The sequence below is a fragment of the Candidatus Profftia sp. (ex Adelges kitamiensis) genome (assembly GCF_020342455.1).
Lineage (GTDB): Bacteria > Pseudomonadota > Gammaproteobacteria > Enterobacterales > Enterobacteriaceae > Profftia.
Map to the genome: position 1 here is coordinate 158,322 of NZ_CP080506.1, position 19,561 is coordinate 177,882.

The following is a 19,561-nucleotide window of genomic DNA, read 5'->3' on the forward strand; positions in this document are numbered from 1 at the left end:
TTTAATTATCATTAAACATAATTAACACAATCTAAAATAATAATTTTATTTAGTATTATAAGTGTAATAAATATATTATAAAAATAGTATTTCAATTTTATCTTTATAAGATTTAATCTTAATAGTATATATGAATCCAAATGGATTGATATCTATTTAAATTAACTATTAAATTTAATAATAATGAATTATTACGGTAATCAACTCTTTTTATATATATTTTATTATATAAATATAAATGCATACAGGTATGTAATATTAAGTTTAAGATAGTTATGGATTATAGATAATAATATTTACATGTTAATATATACTGAATTCTATTTTATAGATGTCTTTATTATAATATCTTCTGTTAATTGTTTAGTAAGTTATAATATTAGAGATTTAAATTTTATAATAGATACATAGATGAGTTATCTGCCCCCTCTTTATCAACATAAGGTAAGTACATATGTTCGCGTTTCATTCCTAATTTTAAAGCTAATGAAGATGCAATATAAATAGAAGAAATAGTACCTATAAAAACACCAATAAACATAGTTAACGCAAATCCCTGCAACATAATACCACCAAATATATAGAGTATTAAAACAGCTGATAATGTTATAGCAGACGTTATAATAGTGCGGTGTAACGTTTGTGTTAATGAAATATTGATAATATTGTAAGTTGTACTATAACATATATTTTGGCAGTTTTCACGAATACGATCAGAAATTACGATGCTATCATTTAGAGAGTAACTAATAACTGACATTAAAGATGCTATAATGGTAAGGTTTATTTCAAAATGTATTAATGATAATATTCCTAGCGTAATGATTATATCATGTATTAGGGATATCACTGCTCCTAAAGCTAAGCGTAATTCAAAGCGTAATCCTAAATATAATAAAATACATATTAGTGCTATTAATATAGCCATTTCGCTAGTCTGTATCATATATGTACCAATGCTAGGACCAATAATCTCTAAGCGCTTAATAGAAATGTCTCCATACATAACTTGTCTTAATATTTCTATGACTCGATTACTCAAATTTTTTATTGGTGGCATACGAATAATAATATCATGGTTATTACCTAAATGTTGTATAATTGGATTAATATAGCAATATTTTTCTAATACACTACGTATTACATTTAAGTCAGGTTCTTTCTTAAAACTCATCTCAATAACTGTACCTCCAGTAAAATCTAAACCTAAATTAAAACCTTTAGTAAAAATAATACCAAAAGAAGTCAATATTAGTATACCTGAAATAATAAAAGCAATAAAATTCCATTGCATAAAATCTATAATTTTATAATCATATTTTGGTTGTTTTATATTATATTTGTGTTCCACAACCACCCCTCTATATAGACAGTCTTGTAATATTTTTGCCACCATAAATCAGATTAACTATAGCTCGAGTACCAATTATAGAGGTAAACATTGATGTTGTAATACCTATAACGGCAGTAATAGCGAAACCTTTCATAGAACCGGTACCTACTACGTATAGTATAACTGTAGTAATTAAATTTGTAAAATTAGCATCTACGATACTACTAAAAGCATTTTGATAGCCTTTTTCTATAGCCTGTTGTATAGATCTGCCATTTTTTAGTTCCTCTTTAATACGCTCATTTATGAGCACATTTGCATCAATAGCAATCGCAAGAGTTAAGACAATACCAGCAATACCAGGCATCGTTAGCGTGGCACCTGGTATTAATGACATAATACCTACAATAAGTAGTAGGTTTATAAATAGCGCTATTATTGCAATAATACCAAATTTACGATACCATACTATCATAAATACTATAGAAGCAATTAGGCTGCATAAGCAAGCTTGCAAACCTTTAGTAATGTTTTCTATACCTAAAGTTGGGCCAAGAGTGCGTTCTTCTACAATATAAATTGGAGTAAGTAATGTGCCGGAACGAAGCAATAGAGCAAGCTTTATTGCTTCGTTCCGGCTATTAATACCCGTAATACGAAATCTATTATGCAGACGAGATTGAATTGTTGCAACGTTAATTACTTCTTCTTGTTTTATTAGTATTTTTTTACCATTTGCATCTTTTTTGCCAGTATTCTTGTACTCTACAAAAAGAGTTGCTATAGACTGACCAATATTATATTGAGTAAAATTAGATATATTATTAGCACCAGATTTATTAAGAGATATATTTATTTGAGGACGTTGTAATTCATCCTGACTTATAGTTGATTCAATTATTTGAGAACCAGTAAGTATAATATATTTATATAATACTATAGGTTGACCATCACGTGTATATTTTACTTCAGAATCATTAGGTATAATGTTATTACTGTCAGTAGATATATCAATATTTGGGTTTACTAAGCGAAATTCTAAGGTTGCTGTAGCTCCTAAAATATCTTTTGCACGCGTAGTATCCTGAAGACCAGGAAGTTCAACTATGATAAGATCGTCACCTAGTTGCTGAATTAGTGGTTCAGCAACACCAAGTTGATTAACTCGGTTTCGTAAAATATTGATATTCTGCTCAACTGCGTATTTACGCGCTTCTTTAATACAGTTAGTAGTTATTACAACTTTTAAAGATTTTTTTTTAATATTACTAAATACTAAATCATGGTGATGATTAAGAAGGTATTTACTAGCTTGAGAGCAAGTATTAAAATCTAAAAAGCTTATTTCTATAGTACCAGGAGTTTTATCTATTTTATGGATTATATAATCAGTAATATTTTTTTGATGCATGTCATAACGTAATGATTCTATAATAAAATCTTGTAGTTTATTTAAAACAGTGTCCAGATCAACCTGTATTAAGAAATGAACCCCCCCGCGTAAATCTAGACCTAATTTTATTGGTTTTGCACCACATGTATCTAGCCATTTAGGTGTAGCTGGCTTAAGCTGTAATGATATAATATATTTGTCTCCTAATATATCCATTAGGATTTTACATGCCCGCATTTGAATATCAGTATTTTTAAATTTTACTAAAATAATTCCATTGTTCAATGTAATTGATTTATTTTCACAGTCTGTTTTTTCTAGTATATCGCGAACTTTAACCAGTGTAGTATAGTCAGTGACTATACTATGCGCACCAGATATCTGTACTGCTGGATCCTCGCCATAGAAGTTAGGTAGTGCATATAGTAAACCAAGCATTACAATTAGTATAAGTAAAATATATTTCCATAAAGGATAATGGTTTAACACAAAATCATTCCTTAAGCTGTTTAAAATGAGAGAGCTACAGAGGCAGTATCAGTTATGTAACGAATGACAAAATATTTGATAGTTTTTTAGTGGACGTGTACTCTCATATTAGCATTATAGCTTAATATAATAGAATATGATTGAGTCGTATATAAAGTATTTAGTCTCTACATACTTAGCAAAGTAGTGTGTTATATTCTAGGAGTTATAGTTAAATAACTTATTATATTTATAATATTACAGAAATAGTGCAGTTGTTATAAGATAGTGATATAAACCAAAATAGCAAATATTAATATCAAGAATAATTTTATGAAATTTTATATTAGTATGACATGTAATTAACCTAAAGTTATATTAACTATAATACTATAAAGAATCGTAATTAAGGAAATGGGTTCTTTATTGCTTCTTACGAAAAATTATTAAATTTATATTAACTTTTATTAATGAAAGTTAACTAGAATACTATTTTCTGTACATATAAAACATGTTAGTCATACTATATTACTTAATAAGCATTATTATAGTTAATTTAATATTTTTATATAATTTTTAACTTTTTAATAAAATATTGATAAAAGATATTATTTTATTTAATCATAACATATATAATATTATTTTTAATATATAATAAACTATATCCTAGTATAGTTGATCAGTTTCTATTATTCGTTTATCTATAATGGGCAAAGTAATTCCTAGTTTATACTATTAAAAGTTAATATTAATATTCTCATTACTAAAATATAAACTATTATAATACTAATTATAAATATTATTTATTCAGTAAATATGTTAAAGGTTCCACAAGAACTAATTAATTATAATTGCTTTAAAGTACCTTTTGGTAACATAGCAGTCACGAAATCACGTTTAATGATAACTTCAGTATTTTCATTGAGAGCAAGAGTAATATAACCAGTTTCAGTAACCTTGATTACTCGCCCAAGCAACCCACCATTAGTTAAAACCTCATCCCCTTTGCTTATTGCACACATCATTTTTTTATGCTCTTTAGCTCTTTTTTGTTGTGGAAAAAGTATCATAAAATAAAAAATTAAACCAAATACTAATAACATAATAATAAAAGAGTATGGACTATCTTGATTTACTGCACCAGTAGATGCTATAGATTCAGAAATAAATACACTCATTTAAACACTCCATATAATAATTAATAAAAATAAAATAATTCATAGTTCATAATAAAACAATACTTTATATTATAAAGTAAGTGAAGGTTAATATCATTTCTTACTAATATCTTGTACTACTAATTATTAGTTTTCAGGAATTATAATTGATTATAAATATATAAGTTTTTTACTAATTTAAAAAATCAGGATGACATTGAAGATTATAAAAATTATCAATAAACTTATTAAGATGACTATTTTTAATAGCTTGTCTTAACCCAATCATTAAACGTTGATAATATTGGAGGTTATGTATAGTTTTTAAACGTACCCCAAGTATTTCGTTACAACGATCAAGATGATGCAAGTATGCACGGCTATAATTACGACAAGTGTAGCAATTACATTCCGAATCAAGTACATTAACATCATTTTTATATCTAGCATTACGTATTTTTAAAATTCCTTTAGTCACAAAAAGATGATTATTACGTGCATTGCGAGTTGGTATAACGCAATCGAACATATCAATACCTCTACGAACTCCTTCTACTAAATCTGCCGGTTTGCCTACCCCCATAAGATAACGCGGGTTAGTTTCTGGAATTTGTGGGCAAATGTGCTCAATAATACTGTACATATCTTTTTTTGACTCTCCTACAGCTAAGCCACCTAATGCGTAACCATTAAAACCTATTTCTAATAAATTTTTAAGTGATACACTTCGTAAATCTTTATAAATACTCCCCTGAATTATACCAAATAATGATTTTTTATTACCTAATGCATCAAATTTCTTGCGACTACGATTCGCCCATCGTAGTGAGATTTCCATAGAATTCTTAGCTTCATCCCAGGTGGATGGGTATGGAGTACATTCATCAAAAATCATCACGATATCAGAACCTAAATAATACTGTATTTCCATGGATTTTTCAGGACTCAGAAAAAGAGAGGAACCATTAATTGGATGACGAAAATATACTCCTTCTTCTTTAATTTTGCGTATCTTATTTAAACTAAACACTTGAAAACCACCAGAATCAGTAATAATTGGTCTATTCCATTGCATAAAATTATGCAGATTTCCATGTAACTTAATTACTTGAAGACCAGGTCGTAACCACAGATGAAAGGAATTACTTAGTAAAATTTGTGCGCCAGTTTTTTGTACTTCTTCAGGTGTCACTCCCTTTACAGCACCGTAAGTACCTACAGGCATAAAAGTAGGTGTTTCTACTATACCGCGTTCAAAAATCAAACGACCACAACGAGCGTATCCATCCGTAGCATCCAATTTATATCTCACAAAAACTCCAATATTTAAAATTAAAATTTATAATAAATATTATATAACATATATTATTATCATAATATACATATAAAAAAACCTTTTAATAAGGTGTATACTTAGAACTATCTATTACTATAAAATTTTATTTTTTAATACAAAAATATTATTATTACATTTGTTTATAATAACCAAGTACAATGATATTGATTATCACTATTTTTGATATATCAATTAAATACTTGAGTTAAAAATATCTTAGTTTATTGGAATACAATGTAGTAACTATTTAAGTTAATACGATACAATGAATAATATTATATTATTAATATATTTTACGAAATATTTGCTAAAAATATTGTTAGAAATATCAGTGTTAATTTAGTAAAATCATATTTTATCTTATAAAGATACTTATATCTAAAAGGGTATTTTATTAAATAATAAATACTGATATGTTTTATAGTAGTTTTATAATTATAAAATATAAATATATTTAGTAACTGCTATAATTTTACTTTTACTTTTATAAAACTAGATTTGATATATAATCTACTTGTAGATATTGTACTCTCTTATCCTAATATAATGTATGTGCTTAATATATTATTATATACTTATATTGATGTGTGTATTCTTGATATGATTGTAGTAGTGTAGGTTTTCTAAATATCTTTTTATAAAAAATGATTATATATGGTTTTGTGCTTTAGTTAAGAAGATTTACTTTATGTGCTCTATAAATATAGAAATTGTATATTTTTAGTGGTATTACTATAATCCTATAGATTTATATAAAATAATTTAAGTACTATTACTTTCTTAATTATATAAAGATAAAATGAAATGATTTGTACTTCTACTACATTATTAAATTTCACTTATTTTTTTAATACTTAAAATTTAGTATTGTTACTATACTCTTATATATGTTTATATAATTATAAAGTTATTCATATTTATAATTTATTTTATATATTAATTTTTAAATAAGAGGTTGTTTATATAAGATATTTATATTTTATACTTTTAAAGTCAAATAATATAATTCATCATTATTTATTGGCAGATAAAGCATACTCATAATAAATACATAAGTTATAGTTACATCATTTTTTACATAGATTATTAGTACTACTTGGTATTAATATTGTAAATTTACTTTAATATTAAGGTAAGTAATGGATGTATTTGTATTTATAATATTGTATTAAATTGTATTTACTTACTTTATAGGGTAATAATTAAGTTTTAACTAAGAATAAGATTAATACAAAATATTGGAGATTAATATATACAATAAATTAAATGTAAGATACATTTATTGCATATAAAACATTAATAGTCATACTAACTTTTTAATAGTTGAGTGATTTTTACGTAAACACCGATTTATTATTTCAGTGTCATACCTATCTTTATTTTTATTTACTAACTTAATGCTGATTTTGGGGTAGATAATAAAGAAATAGTATTTAAAGGTAACAGATAATAATATTAAAGCAATATTTATTTAATTGAACTAAAGAATAAGTATTTTGTTTTTATAAGGAGGTATTTTAATTGATTGTTATTATTTATAATATTTCTTTACTAAAGTATACTTACTGAAATATAAATGAGGTAATAAATTATTTTCTAGTACTTATATAAGTATATATAAATATATTTTCCTAGAATACATATATGTTATAGAATAATGATTCTAACATGATTTTATGATCGTACTATTTTAAAATTTCTTATAGGATAGCAATATATAATGATTGCATAATATTTTGTAATATATATTATTACTTATAGATAAGGTTTAATAAGTGATTATACTAATATTTTGTATATAGTTAATCTCTGTAAATACACTTTATTATAAAAACTGATATAATAAGATATTACTACAATAATTTTTGTTTATCTAACATAAATATGTTAGATAAAGTGTATATTTTTAATAAATACTATATTTATAATGTATAAGTAACTTTTTTGTATCAACCCATTAAATTATAAAGCTCAATGAAGTATTTATTGATCTTTTTATAGTTTTATATAATATTTAGGAGTTATACCTTGGCTAATATTAAATCAGCTAAGAAACGCGCAGTTCAATCCGAACAACGCCGTAAACACAATGCTAGTCGTCGATCTATGATAAGGACTTTTCTTAAGAAGGTATATACAGAGATTGCTAATGGAAATAAAATAGCCGCACAAAATGCATTTTATAAAATGCAACCAATTATAGATCGTCAAGCTTGTAAGGGATTAATTCATAAAAATAAAGCTGCACGACATAAGTCAAACCTAGTAGCGCAAATTAACAAAATGTAGTAACTGGTACTTTAAAGGAGATTAGAAACTAAATTGTAATTTACTTAAAGATATTTTTAATATTCATAATATAAAACTTAATATTTTATTGTAAATAACACTAAAAATACAGTATAGTTTGAGAACAATTTATTAATACTATACAAGAGTATATTATAATGTACTTATATTTGATTTTTTAAATATTGTTAATAAGTAATTGCAATATATATTGCAATATAATTGATATTATATCAGTAAGTATATATTTTAGAAGTTATATTAAGAGATATATTATTAACTGATTAAGTTTGTTAATATAATTAATATAAAATTGTATTATATAATAAAATGAGAGAACTAACAGTTAGTTAGTAATCTTGTATGGTTAGTTATTTTTTCCGCAAATATAGTACATTATCAAAATAGTTATGACTTTATATTTAATAAACTGCAATTCTTTAGTTCTCCAATAAAATTACAGTTCTAGGTTTAGTATTTATATAAAATATTCATTGACAAATCTATGATGTTTATCAGTTTATTTACACTTTTAATATTTTGTATTCGTTAAGGATGGAATCCATGTAATATCAAAAAGTAATTATTTTATTACACATTACATCTATCTGAATTACTATAATATTTATATAAAGATACTAAGCATCCTATTAATATAATATAAATACTAACACTTAGTAATAAATTAATATTCTATGAATTTTTTTAAATAAGGAAATTAATATCTTATCTGTATTTATAATATCTTAATCTAACTTGCTCAGATTATCAGTATACGTTACAGTGCGTTTCAAAACCTGAATAAACCATAGATATATAAGAGGTTAATGTATGAAACGTGCAGTAATTACTGGATTAGGAGTTATTTCTAGTATTGGGAATAATCAGCAGGAAGTTCTAGCTTCTCTAAAAAAAGGCCGTTCAGGTATTATATCAGCTCCTGAATTAAAAGAGGCTGGTATGCGTAGCCAAGTCTGGGGTGGTATTACGCTAGAAACTACAGGAATGATTGATCGCAAAATAATGCGTTTTATGAGTGATGCATCTATTTATGCCTATTTATCGATGCAGGAAGCTATTAAAGATGCTGCTTTAGATGATAATATAGTATCTAACGAACGTACTGGTTTGATAGTTGGTTCCGGTGGAGGATCACCACGTAATCAGGTATCTGGTGCAGATAGTATGCGTACACGTGGTCTTCGTGGTGTTGGTCCTTATATGGTTACAAAAGCTATGGGTTCTGGTGTATCAGCATGTTTAGCAACACCATTTAAAATAAGAGGAGTAAATTATTCAATTAGCTCAGCTTGTGCTACTTCTGCTCATTGTATAGGTAATGCTGTAGAAATTATACAATTATGCAAGCAAGATGTTATGTTTGCAGGTGGTGGAGAGGAGTTATGCTGGGAACTAGCTTGTGAATTTGATGCAATGGGTGCTCTTTCTACCCACTATAATACTACTCCAGAAAAAGCATCAAGAACCTATGATACTAAACGTGATGGATTTGTAATTTCAGGTGGTGGTGGTATAGTAGTTGTTGAAGAACTAGAACATGCTCTTAATCGGGGTGCACATATATATGCCGAAGTAGTAGGTTACGGTGCAACTTCTGATGGATACGATATGGTCGTACCTTCAGGTGAAGGAGCTGCGCGCTGTATGCGTATAGCTATGAAAAACATGAATTACTCTACTACTGTTGATTATCTAAATGTTCATGGAACTTCCACCCCTATAGGTGACGTGAAAGAACTAGGTGCAATACGTTCAGTTTTTGGTCAACATACTCCAGCAATTTCTGCAACTAAAGCAATGACTGGCCATGCATTAGGTGCTGCAGGCGTGCATGAAGTAATATATACGCTACTTATGCTAGAACATGGTTTTATAGCCCCAAGTATTAATATAGAGGAGTTGGATGATCAAGCTAATAATATGCATATAATTACTAAACCAACTAAGTGCAATCTATACACTGTTATGTCGAACAGTTTTGGCTTCGGCGGTACTAATGCTAGTCTTCTTATGCAAAAAATACGTACATAATTTTTTAAATTGACGATATAATTTTTTATATTAAGTTTAGATATTTTTTATAAAATAAAAAATTAATATTTTCATATAAATATATATTGTGCGGTAGATATTATAACGGTAATTAGTTAATTAAATTTTATAAGAAGATTATTAACAATATATTCAGGTAATTTTGTAAGATAAAATTTTATAAATTTTAGTAAAGATTTAATCTAAATAATAAGCCAAAAATATAAAAAATATTATTTAATATCTAATTATTTAATAGACATGTAGTAGTTATATAAATTATTCATTATAATAACATTCAATATCACTGTATTAAGTGTACTTAATCTAATACAATAATTTTTAAAATTTATTGTATTAAAAATTCTTGTTTAGAATACGTTAATTACGTAATATTATGTAGTAGTAAATTTACTATAAATAAATTTTGAGAAAATATTTATTTTTTAGATATTTATGAAAATTATTTATATTAGAATGATCTCTAATTTAATGATTTTAATAGTTTTTTTTAGTATCATTCTGTATATTTTAATATTTTCTAAATAAATAAATACCATATTATTCTAATACTATTTATTTTATTTTTAATCTTATTTATATTAGATTATTTATTTTACCCTTAGTTAAATTATCCTATAGCATTTAGAAAATACAACGATTTTCATATAAAAATCATTACTTAAATTTTGATATGTGATATAATTCTATTAAATCTTAATTAAATGCAGAAAAATACTGAATTAGTAAGATTAATAATAAATAATAACTAATGAAATCATAAATAATTTTAATAATAAGTGTACAATAAATTAATCCCTTATTGGATAATCTATCGTACTGTTTATACAGTATCTGATATTATTTATTTAAGAAAATAAATAATATTTAATATCTTATTTTGTAGTAAAATTACCTTTAATGTTTTTTTGTTATGTTTTATATTTAAAGCATTATTTTATATCAAAAATATTAGATAAACTAATATTATATTTTAGTATAAAAAGACTAAGTATAATTTTATTATCATGCTTTAAAAATTAACTTTTATAATAAAATTATTTTAATTTATGATAATTACAATAAATTAAAATTAATTACAGTGCTCCTTATAAGGATTACTAGGTTTATTTGATATTATATTAATAAATATAGTTTTAAGAATAAAAAATATTAAATAGTACTTTTATAAAATATAAAATTAATTTTACTAATAAAATATTCCTGATACGCACATTATTTACTATATCTTGTTAAATACCTACCTTATTAATTATATTAATAATAACTAGAGTGCACATAGAACATAAATTACATTGTCTATATAAATCAATATTTCATAATTAAGTTTAAAGGGATTATTAATCCGGGACATAAATAGTTATAAAATAAGTCAAATAAGTTATTGATTTACTATTAAGAATTTTATTTTTTAGTGATAACAGTCCTTGTTTTATTTTTTAAAATAGAAAAAAAATTTATGTTTAGCATATTATTATTAAATCATAATATGTAATATAATAAAGAATACTATTACTATTATATAATGTTACTACAAATACCTTTATTTAGTAATACTAATATGCATAAAAATTTATAATTTGACTTTCATAACATAAGATATAATATATTATAAGTATATATTTAAAATTATTTAAGATATTTTAAAGTTATTAATAAAAGAATTAAATTATATAATTCAATTACATTAATAAACGCAGAGTATAATGATCTATTAATAATCTTAATATATAGTTAGTTATCAGGTTCTAGCAAAATCAATTATTACGATATTACGGTTTCTTTTCTATAAAAGTTGCATATAGGTATATATTATAAATATAATCTATAAAATTTTTATAATATATTCTTATATATTTACTATACTAAATTGAGGGTAAAAATAAATATTTTATGTGAAATATATTTTATATTGTTATTTATTTATATAATGTAGCTAAATTAGTTAAGATAAAACAATTAACTTAAATACTCATTTTTCTATATTATTTATTCTATTATCAAATAAAAATAATTTAAATCTTATAAAAGAGACTTATATTATGCTAGAATTTTCTGGGTATAAAATTCAAACTGATGATCAGGGGTATTTGCTTGATAGTAGTAATTGGAGTGAAGATATAGTACCACTATTAGCTAATCAAGAGGGTCTGAATTTAAGTATAGATCACTGGGAGGTAATACGGTTTGTACGTTCGTTTTATCTAAAGTATAATACTTCTCCTCCTATACGTATCATAATAAGAGATATCACTAAAAGATATGGGAAGGATAAAGGAAATAGCTGTTATTTATATACTCTATTTCCTCGGGGACCAGCTAAACAAGCTATCAAATTAGCAGGTTTACCAAAACCAGTGCGATGTATTTGATAAAATTATCAATTTATTAATTAATTTTTTCGTAAGGATAGAGAATAAATTTGTAATAGTATTTAATAATAAATTTAGATAATGTAATAATGTTATTATTATAAGTAATATCATTTATAAGTATTAGAAAATAATACTATATTTTTTAAAATAAAGAAAATTTAATATTACGATTAAGATATTGAAAGTGTACTAATAAGATTTATATCTTATTTGATTAGTCTTATAAATCAATAAAATATTGTAATAACTTTATTATGCTAGTACATTGAAAAATGATAATTTTTACTAATGATTAATATCATCTGTATGATGTATCATATATTTACTAATATTATTTACTTTAAAAGTATTCTACATAAGAATTTTATTCTTTTACAAGATGTAAATAGTACTTTATCTTTTATTTTTTATATATTTTAATATTTTAATATTCTATGAATTAATTTTTTTGTTTTTAGAAGACATTTCGTTATACTGTAATAATATTACTACCAATAGTAGTGTAATGCATTTTAGTTGTATTATATGCTAATATTATAAATATTATTGTTACTTAATGGATGTAAATTATCGTATTTTTAATATAAAAAATTTAATTAATTACTATCATTAATAATGTAATATACTGCATTTTTATATTTGCATTAAAAGTAAAGGTGAGTTATTTATATAACTATAATGTACTACATAGTACAACAAACGGATATTTTATATATTAAAATTATATTACAGCAACATATAAAAATCATTTAAAGTAGTAAATGTAATACATTATCTTTTAAATAAAAATTGTTATTACAAGTTAATAGCACATCCTATCTCTATAAATAGAGATAATTTATTTGGTCACTTTGTCGTAATATTAATTGATTAATAGAGTAGTTTTATATTGTCGTATTACATTAATATTAGTTTCTTGCCATTTTGTTATATTGAGTTGTTATAATAGACTCGCATAACGTCTTATTAAATTATGCAAGGAATTTGCCTTCATGCATTTTCGCGCTATTATTCGTATTGTTGGTTTATTAGTTATATTATTTTCAGGGACTATGATTATACCTGGATTAGTTGCCTTGATTTATCATGACGGTGCAGGCCGTGCATTTACTCAAACTTTTTTTGTTGCATTAATTATTGGTATTGTATTATGGTGGCCACAACGTGAACACAGGTATATTTTAAAAGCTCGTGAAGGTTTTTTAATCGTTGTTTTATTCTGGACAGTATTAGGTAGTGTAGGAGCATTACCCTTTTTATTTTCTAATCTCCCCAATCTTGGTATGACTAATGCTTTTTTTGAATCATTTTCTGGTTTAACTACTACGGGAGCAACTACTTTAGAAGGATTAGATCATTTACCTAAAGCGATTTTATTTTATCGTCAAATGTTACAATGGTTGGGTGGTATGGGTATTATTGTTTTAGCTGTAGCTATCTTACCTATTTTAGGGGTAGGTGGGTTGCAACTCTATCGTGCTGAAATACCAGGACCTCTAAAAGAGAATAAAATGCGACCTAGAATTGCTGAAACAGCAAAAACACTTTGGTTTATATATGTCTTACTAACTATTGTTTGCACCGTAGCATTATGGGGTGCAGGGATGAATATATTTGATGCAATATCTCACAGTTTTTCAACTATTGCTATAGGTGGATTCTCCACTCATGATGCTAGTATAGGTTATTTTAAAAGTACTACTATCAATAATATTGTTGCAGTTTTTTTATTAATATCTAGTTGTAATTTTAGTTTGCACTTTGCACTCTTTAGTGGACGTAATTTAAAGGTTTATTGGTGTGATCTGGAATGCCGTATATTTTTTTTTATTCAAATAGCCTTAGTAATTATATGTACCTTAGTTTTATGGTCTCACAAAGTATATCAGACAGCATTACAAACGTTAAATCAAGCATTTTTTCAAGTAGTTTCAATGGCAACTACTGCTGGTTTTACTACAGATAGCATTGCCCACTGGCCTTTATTTTTACCAATTCTTTTATTGTGTTCAGCATTTATTGGTGGTTGTGCCGGGTCTACTGGTGGTGGTTTAAAAGTTATTCGAATTATATTACTATTTCTACAGGGTTCTCGGGAACTTAAACGTTTAGTGCATCCTAATGCTGTATATACAATAAAACTAGGTAACCGTGCTCTGCCTGAACGTATTCTTGAATCAGTATGGGGGTTCTTTTCTGCCTATGCACTGGTGTTTATAATAAGTATGTTAGCTATTATAGCAACCGGTGTAGACGATTTTTCCGCGTTTACTACAGTAGTTGCCACATTGAATAATCTTGGTCCAGGGTTAGGAGTGGTTGCAGAGAATTTCACAGCTATAAATGATACAGCTAAATGGGTTCTAATTGTAACTATGTTATTTGGCCGATTAGAAGTTTTTACTGTACTTGTTCTATTTACTTCAACTTTTTGGCGTAATTAAGTGGTTAAAAATGAATTAGCTGTATTATAAGTAATATAAATAACATACAAGATTTAGTCATTTTACTAAATATGATAAATAAACTAAGTGTATAATATCTTTGTATTTTGTATGGTATCAAAAAACAACTTACTTTGATATAACCATACTATTTTATATACATATATTCAAGCTATCTCAATATAATGCAGTAATAATATTACTTCCGGTTATTTATAAATATTTTTAGTATTTTATATATATTTATAAAATTGTATATTAAGTAAATTTAATTACATATTGAGCGAATTATTTATAGTCAACTTAATAAGTTATAATGTTAAAAAATTACAAATAATTTTTATAATTTCTTACATTTTTTATTTACTCTTTGTCAACTGAAGCATTGTGTTATTTTTACCTTCACAATGAGTTACCCAGATTATGGTTTAGCTAAATCAGTATAATTAGGTTAATTATCCAATCACTAAGTATATAATTTAGTAGTCTTACTATATTATAATATTCTAAGCTCTTAAAATAAGAGTTCATACTTAACCTACTGACAAATGTATTATAAAAAAGGATATTACTATAATATAGTATTATAATGTAAATAAATAAAAATTTTTATCCGCTGTCTAGTTAAGTTATAAATATTAACAATTTTTAGAAAGTTAGCTATTATTTGTTATAGAGAGTTTTAATTGTAAACATAGATTTATTAGTTAGTTAATGAGGTTCGTAATTTACTACATAATTAATTCAATAAATTATATAAATATATTTTTATTTGATTAATCTATATTATTAATATTATTAAGAGTTATTTACTTTTGTAGTAATAACGACTAACTCTATATAAGTAACAGAATTAATAGTTAATCTTTATATAATTATTTATTAAAATAATATGATTGATAATCTAATGAGTAAGATAAAGTTATTTTAAGTATTTTATTGTAAGATTTACTTCTGAAATAACATTAATTATTATATGATTAGTTATATAAATTTCTTAATGTATAGATACTTCTATTTACAAAAATAAATACATTAAAATATTTTAATAATAGTGAATCTTGCAGATTGTTATTTAGAGGAGTAATATATGTATATTCAAAGCTAGCGTTAGTAAGAAGTGCTTATGTTTAAGATAATAAGTACCGCTTATTTATTAGTATTTTAAATTACTCTAAATATTAAGAGTAACGATTAATTTATTGTGTTTTATATTTTTTTTTAAAAGTATATAAAAATAAAACTAAGATTAATCTTTATAAAATTATTATATTGGCTACCATGAAATAATTATTAATTATATTTATAATCTAAAATAGTAATAATTCAAAATTATTATATAAATACTTATAAAATGAAATAATAAATGCAAATATTACATATTTTATGTATAATATTTTTTTACTAAAAGTACTATATAAAATTTTAATTAGTACAATATAGTAATATTACTATATTAGATAATTGTTGTATAACTGTACTTGTATTAAGTATTTTTAGTAAAACATAAACTTAATTGAAAGGTATCAATAAGTAGATAGATTATAATATACTAATATTATTAGTATATTATAAAAATAATACTTACTATAAAAGTATTTATATAGTTATAATTATAACTTGTAATTTTTTATAAATAAATTATAATTATCACATAAAAATAAGGTATAATACTATATTTTATAAATGGTATATTACTTAATAGATTTAATCTACCCTAAAATAGGGTATACCATTTAAGATACTTAATACTTAATACTTAATACTTAATACTTAATTAAGTATATATGTATCATTTTAGGTAAATTATAAAAATATTAGCTAAAAAATCAGGAAAATAAAATATAATTTTTATAGAACTTTTAATAAAATAAAAATAATGTTTTTTTTTATTTTAGTATATAAATATAAAATATAGATCAAATCTTATAAAAATATATATTTTTAATAGTATTATGTAGGGTTAATAATTTATTTATCTTTTTAAGATATGAATTAAATCTTTTTATAATAGCAATTTTATTGTATTATTTTATATGTATAAGTTAAATATAAAACCAATTATAGTTAATAAAGTTATATATACCATAAAATATAATTTATTGTTATATAAACAAGTATTAGTAAATACAATAAAGTTATAGCTAATTTAGAATGATCAAAAAAATTATACCTATTTTAGGTAACCAAACTTAATCTTTATAAGATAGTATTTTATGTCCCCATCGTCTAGAGGCCTAGGACACTGCCCTTTCACGGCAGTAACAGGGGTTCAAACCCCCTTGGGGACACCAAAATCATTATTATTATAGCTAAAGTAATCACAAGAACACTTATGATTAATGTAGTATCAACTATAGTGATAGGTAGCTTGAAATAATTTTATATATAATATTTATAAGTATTATATCTGGATTACCTAATGATATAATATGTAATTAGATATAAATTTTTATCTCTTAGTATAAGCCACTTAATTTTAATAAAATTAAGTTTTTATAAAATTATTTTTATCTATTATTAATTGTAGATATTTATATTTGATAAAGAGTAATTTAATATTTTTATAATTTATTTATTATGATATGTATAAGAATTATCAGTATAACTAATTCTATCTCTAAGGCATTTAATATTATTAAGATATTTCTAAATAGTAATATTTTCAAAACTTGTTTAAAATTTTTTAGCTTATAATATGCTGATTATTTATATCATATAAGATATCATAAATGTAAAATCTTAAAATATTTTTTATCTCTTTCATTCCTATATAAAATATTAATAATCTAAGGAAAGAGTTAAATGTTATCACTACTTCCTGCTAGTAAATTAATTTTGCGTCATAGTAATAGATTAAAATCACGCTTAGTACTTTTTGCAGGTGATCTGCAGGATATATTACCAGCAAAATTTACAGCAGTAAATGTTAGTGTTCATGCTAATCAATATAATTATTGGAAGAAACTTAGTAGTTTGATGAGTAAAAATTGCTTTTTTAGTCTAAGTGCGAATAATACAATTACAGTTAAATCTAATGCTATGATATATTACTGGCCTAAAAGTAAACAGGAAGCAAAATTTAACTTATATAATCTCTTCTCTTTTCTTCCTATAGGTACAGAACTGTTTATAGTAGGAGAAAATCATTCTGGAGTACGTAGCGCGGAAGGCATGATTGAACATTATGGATCACTAAAAAAAATAGATAGCGCTTTTCATTGTGCTTTGTATCATGGTTTTTTAAAAAAACAGTCTAATTTTAATCTTGCAGATTGGTGGAGTAATTATCAAATAGGTAGTCTTAGTATAGCAACACTACCAGGTGTTTTTAGTTTTAATAAATTAGATATTGGTAGTAAGATATTACTCTCTATATTTCAATCTGATATAAAAGGTAAGATCCTAGATGTAGGATGCGGTGCGGGTGTATTGTCTGCTGTAATAGGAAAGATATCTCCAAGAGTGAACCTAACACTTATAGATGTGAGTGCACCTGCATTAGCAGCTAGTCAGATGACACTTACTATAAATAGTATACAAGGCAAAGTTATTCCAAGCGATATTTACTCTAATGTAAAAGGATGTTTTGATATAATTATATCTAATCCTCCCTTTCATAACAGCACACAAATTAGTTTAACTAATGCTAAAAAAATAATTTATGGTGCACCAAGTCATCTGCGAAGAGGAGGTAAGCTATGTATCGTAGCTAACTCTTTTTTGCCGTATGCTCAAATGCTTGATAATGTATTCGGAGCACATCAAGTTTTAGTTAAAACTAGACATTTCAAAGTTTATGTATCTTATTTAAATGGGATATATAGTAATAGAAATACTATTTTTTTTAATTAAAAATTAAATTGAATAAATTTATTTTTACTATTTACATTACTCAATGATATTAGTATTAATATACGCATATATATCTCTATAATTATGGGTAAGAAAAAATATTTTTCAGAAAGAGAAAGTATTAGACAAGTTATAATAAGGCAACATTATAAGAGTGAATAAAAATACTATCTATGTCTTTTATATATTAGGTTATATTAAAATTAATAGCTTATACATCTTATTTTTTAAATATTTATTATATAAAGAATTTTTTAATTTTTTATGTACTAATACACCACTAGTACAATATAAATTCAATACTAATTTTATAGTAAAATATAGATAATTTTAGTAAATAAAAATAAGTACTTCACTAACTTTAATCTTGATAAGATTTAGTAAGAAAAAAAGGGGGGGTATCTTAGTTCAATTATATATTTATTAAGAAAATGATATTATGTACGCTAATAAAAGTATTATTGTATATTAATATTATTGATAATTTTAATATATTTTGTAACAAAAGTAGTAAAATACAATAAATATGTACGTCTCTAAATCTAATAAAATAGTCTATTTTAATAATTAAAGTTATATAAGTTATTATTATAATACATGTCTCAGTCTTATATATTATTATTTAAATTTAATTTTTTATTATGCAATTATAATTCTCTAATAATTATTTTTTATTTAATTTATAATTTGCTCATTATACATAATATATAAATTAATTATATTATGTATTATATTTATAAGAATAATAATATATATATTTTATATAACTTTTACTATCTTCTCTTTAGGGGGTAGTAAAAATTATAATACTTAATAAGATGTACACAAAATATGTAAT

General features: G+C 24.0%; 9 protein-coding genes and 1 tRNA gene. 6 read left to right on the forward strand and 4 right to left on the reverse strand.

Annotation, left to right across the window (positions count from 1 at the left end; translation table 11 throughout):
- Positions 1–394 precede the first annotated feature (394 nt).
- The 4 genes from secF to tgt all read right to left on the reverse strand — a co-directional run bounded on the left by secF (position 395) and on the right by tgt (position 5,663).
- Positions 395–1,396: a protein translocase subunit SecF gene (gene secF / locus K0T98_RS00335; protein ID WP_445082778.1), complete on the reverse strand. Its 1,002-nt coding sequence runs from the start codon at positions 1,394–1,396 to the stop codon at positions 395–397.
- On the reverse strand, positions 1,362–3,215 hold the full coding sequence (gene secD, locus K0T98_RS00340) for a protein translocase subunit SecD (RefSeq protein WP_225639439.1): 1,854 nt from the start codon (positions 3,213–3,215) through the stop codon (positions 1,362–1,364). The genes secF and secD overlap by 35 nt, the downstream gene beginning before the upstream one ends.
- An 824-nt stretch (positions 3,216–4,039) precedes the next feature.
- Positions 4,040–4,372, reverse strand: a complete 333-nt coding sequence (yajC, locus tag K0T98_RS00345; RefSeq protein ID WP_225639440.1) for a preprotein translocase subunit YajC — start codon at positions 4,370–4,372, stop codon at positions 4,040–4,042.
- A gap of 172 nt (positions 4,373–4,544) precedes the next feature.
- Positions 4,545–5,663 (reverse strand): tRNA guanosine(34) transglycosylase Tgt, encoded by a 1,119-nt coding sequence (gene tgt, locus K0T98_RS00350; protein WP_225639441.1) that lies wholly within the window; start codon positions 5,661–5,663, stop codon positions 4,545–4,547.
- A 2,052-nt stretch (positions 5,664–7,715) separates the two neighbouring features.
- Here tgt and rpsT point away from each other — a divergent pair.
- From rpsT to rsmC, 6 genes are all read left to right on the forward strand, one after another.
- Positions 7,716–7,976, forward strand: coding sequence for a 30S ribosomal protein S20 (gene rpsT / locus K0T98_RS00355; protein ID WP_225639442.1), 261 nt, complete (start codon positions 7,716–7,718; stop codon positions 7,974–7,976).
- An 831-nt stretch (positions 7,977–8,807) separates the two neighbouring features.
- Positions 8,808–10,028, forward strand: a complete 1,221-nt coding sequence (gene fabB / locus K0T98_RS00360; RefSeq protein WP_225639443.1) for a beta-ketoacyl-ACP synthase I — start codon at positions 8,808–8,810, stop codon at positions 10,026–10,028.
- A gap of 2,063 nt (positions 10,029–12,091) precedes the next feature.
- Positions 12,092–12,421 carry a TusE/DsrC/DsvC family sulfur relay protein gene (locus K0T98_RS00365; RefSeq protein ID WP_225639444.1) on the forward strand — a complete coding sequence of 110 codons (330 nt, stop codon included), beginning with the start codon at positions 12,092–12,094 and terminating at the stop codon, positions 12,419–12,421.
- A 995-nt stretch (positions 12,422–13,416) separates the two neighbouring features.
- Positions 13,417–14,868 (forward strand): Trk system potassium transporter TrkH, encoded by a 1,452-nt coding sequence (gene trkH / locus K0T98_RS00370; RefSeq protein ID WP_225639445.1) that lies wholly within the window; start codon positions 13,417–13,419, stop codon positions 14,866–14,868.
- Between the two features lie 2,218 nt (positions 14,869–17,086).
- Positions 17,087–17,162 (forward strand) — tRNA-Glu (locus tag K0T98_RS00375).
- A gap of 511 nt (positions 17,163–17,673) precedes the next feature.
- The gene (rsmC, locus tag K0T98_RS00380; RefSeq protein WP_225639446.1) at positions 17,674–18,723 is read left to right on the forward strand and encodes a 16S rRNA (guanine(1207)-N(2))-methyltransferase RsmC; all 1,050 of its coding nucleotides are present in this window, start codon (positions 17,674–17,676) and stop codon (positions 18,721–18,723) included.
- The last annotated feature ends 838 nt before the right edge of the window (positions 18,724–19,561 follow it).

Coding starts and splice junctions, on each gene's coding strand:
- K0T98_RS00365 (WP_225639444.1), top strand. CDS start 12,092: ATGCTAGAATTTTCTGGGTATAAAATTCAAACTGATGATCAGGGGTAT.
- trkH (WP_225639445.1), top strand. CDS start 13,417: ATGCATTTTCGCGCTATTATTCGTATTGTTGGTTTATTAGTTATATTA.
- secF (WP_445082778.1), bottom strand. CDS start 1,396: ATGGTGGCAAAAATATTACAAGACTGTCTATATAGAGGGGTGGTTGTG.
- rsmC (WP_225639446.1), top strand. CDS start 17,674: ATGTTATCACTACTTCCTGCTAGTAAATTAATTTTGCGTCATAGTAAT.
- fabB (WP_225639443.1), top strand. CDS start 8,808: ATGAAACGTGCAGTAATTACTGGATTAGGAGTTATTTCTAGTATTGGG.
- yajC (WP_225639440.1), bottom strand. CDS start 4,372: ATGAGTGTATTTATTTCTGAATCTATAGCATCTACTGGTGCAGTAAAT.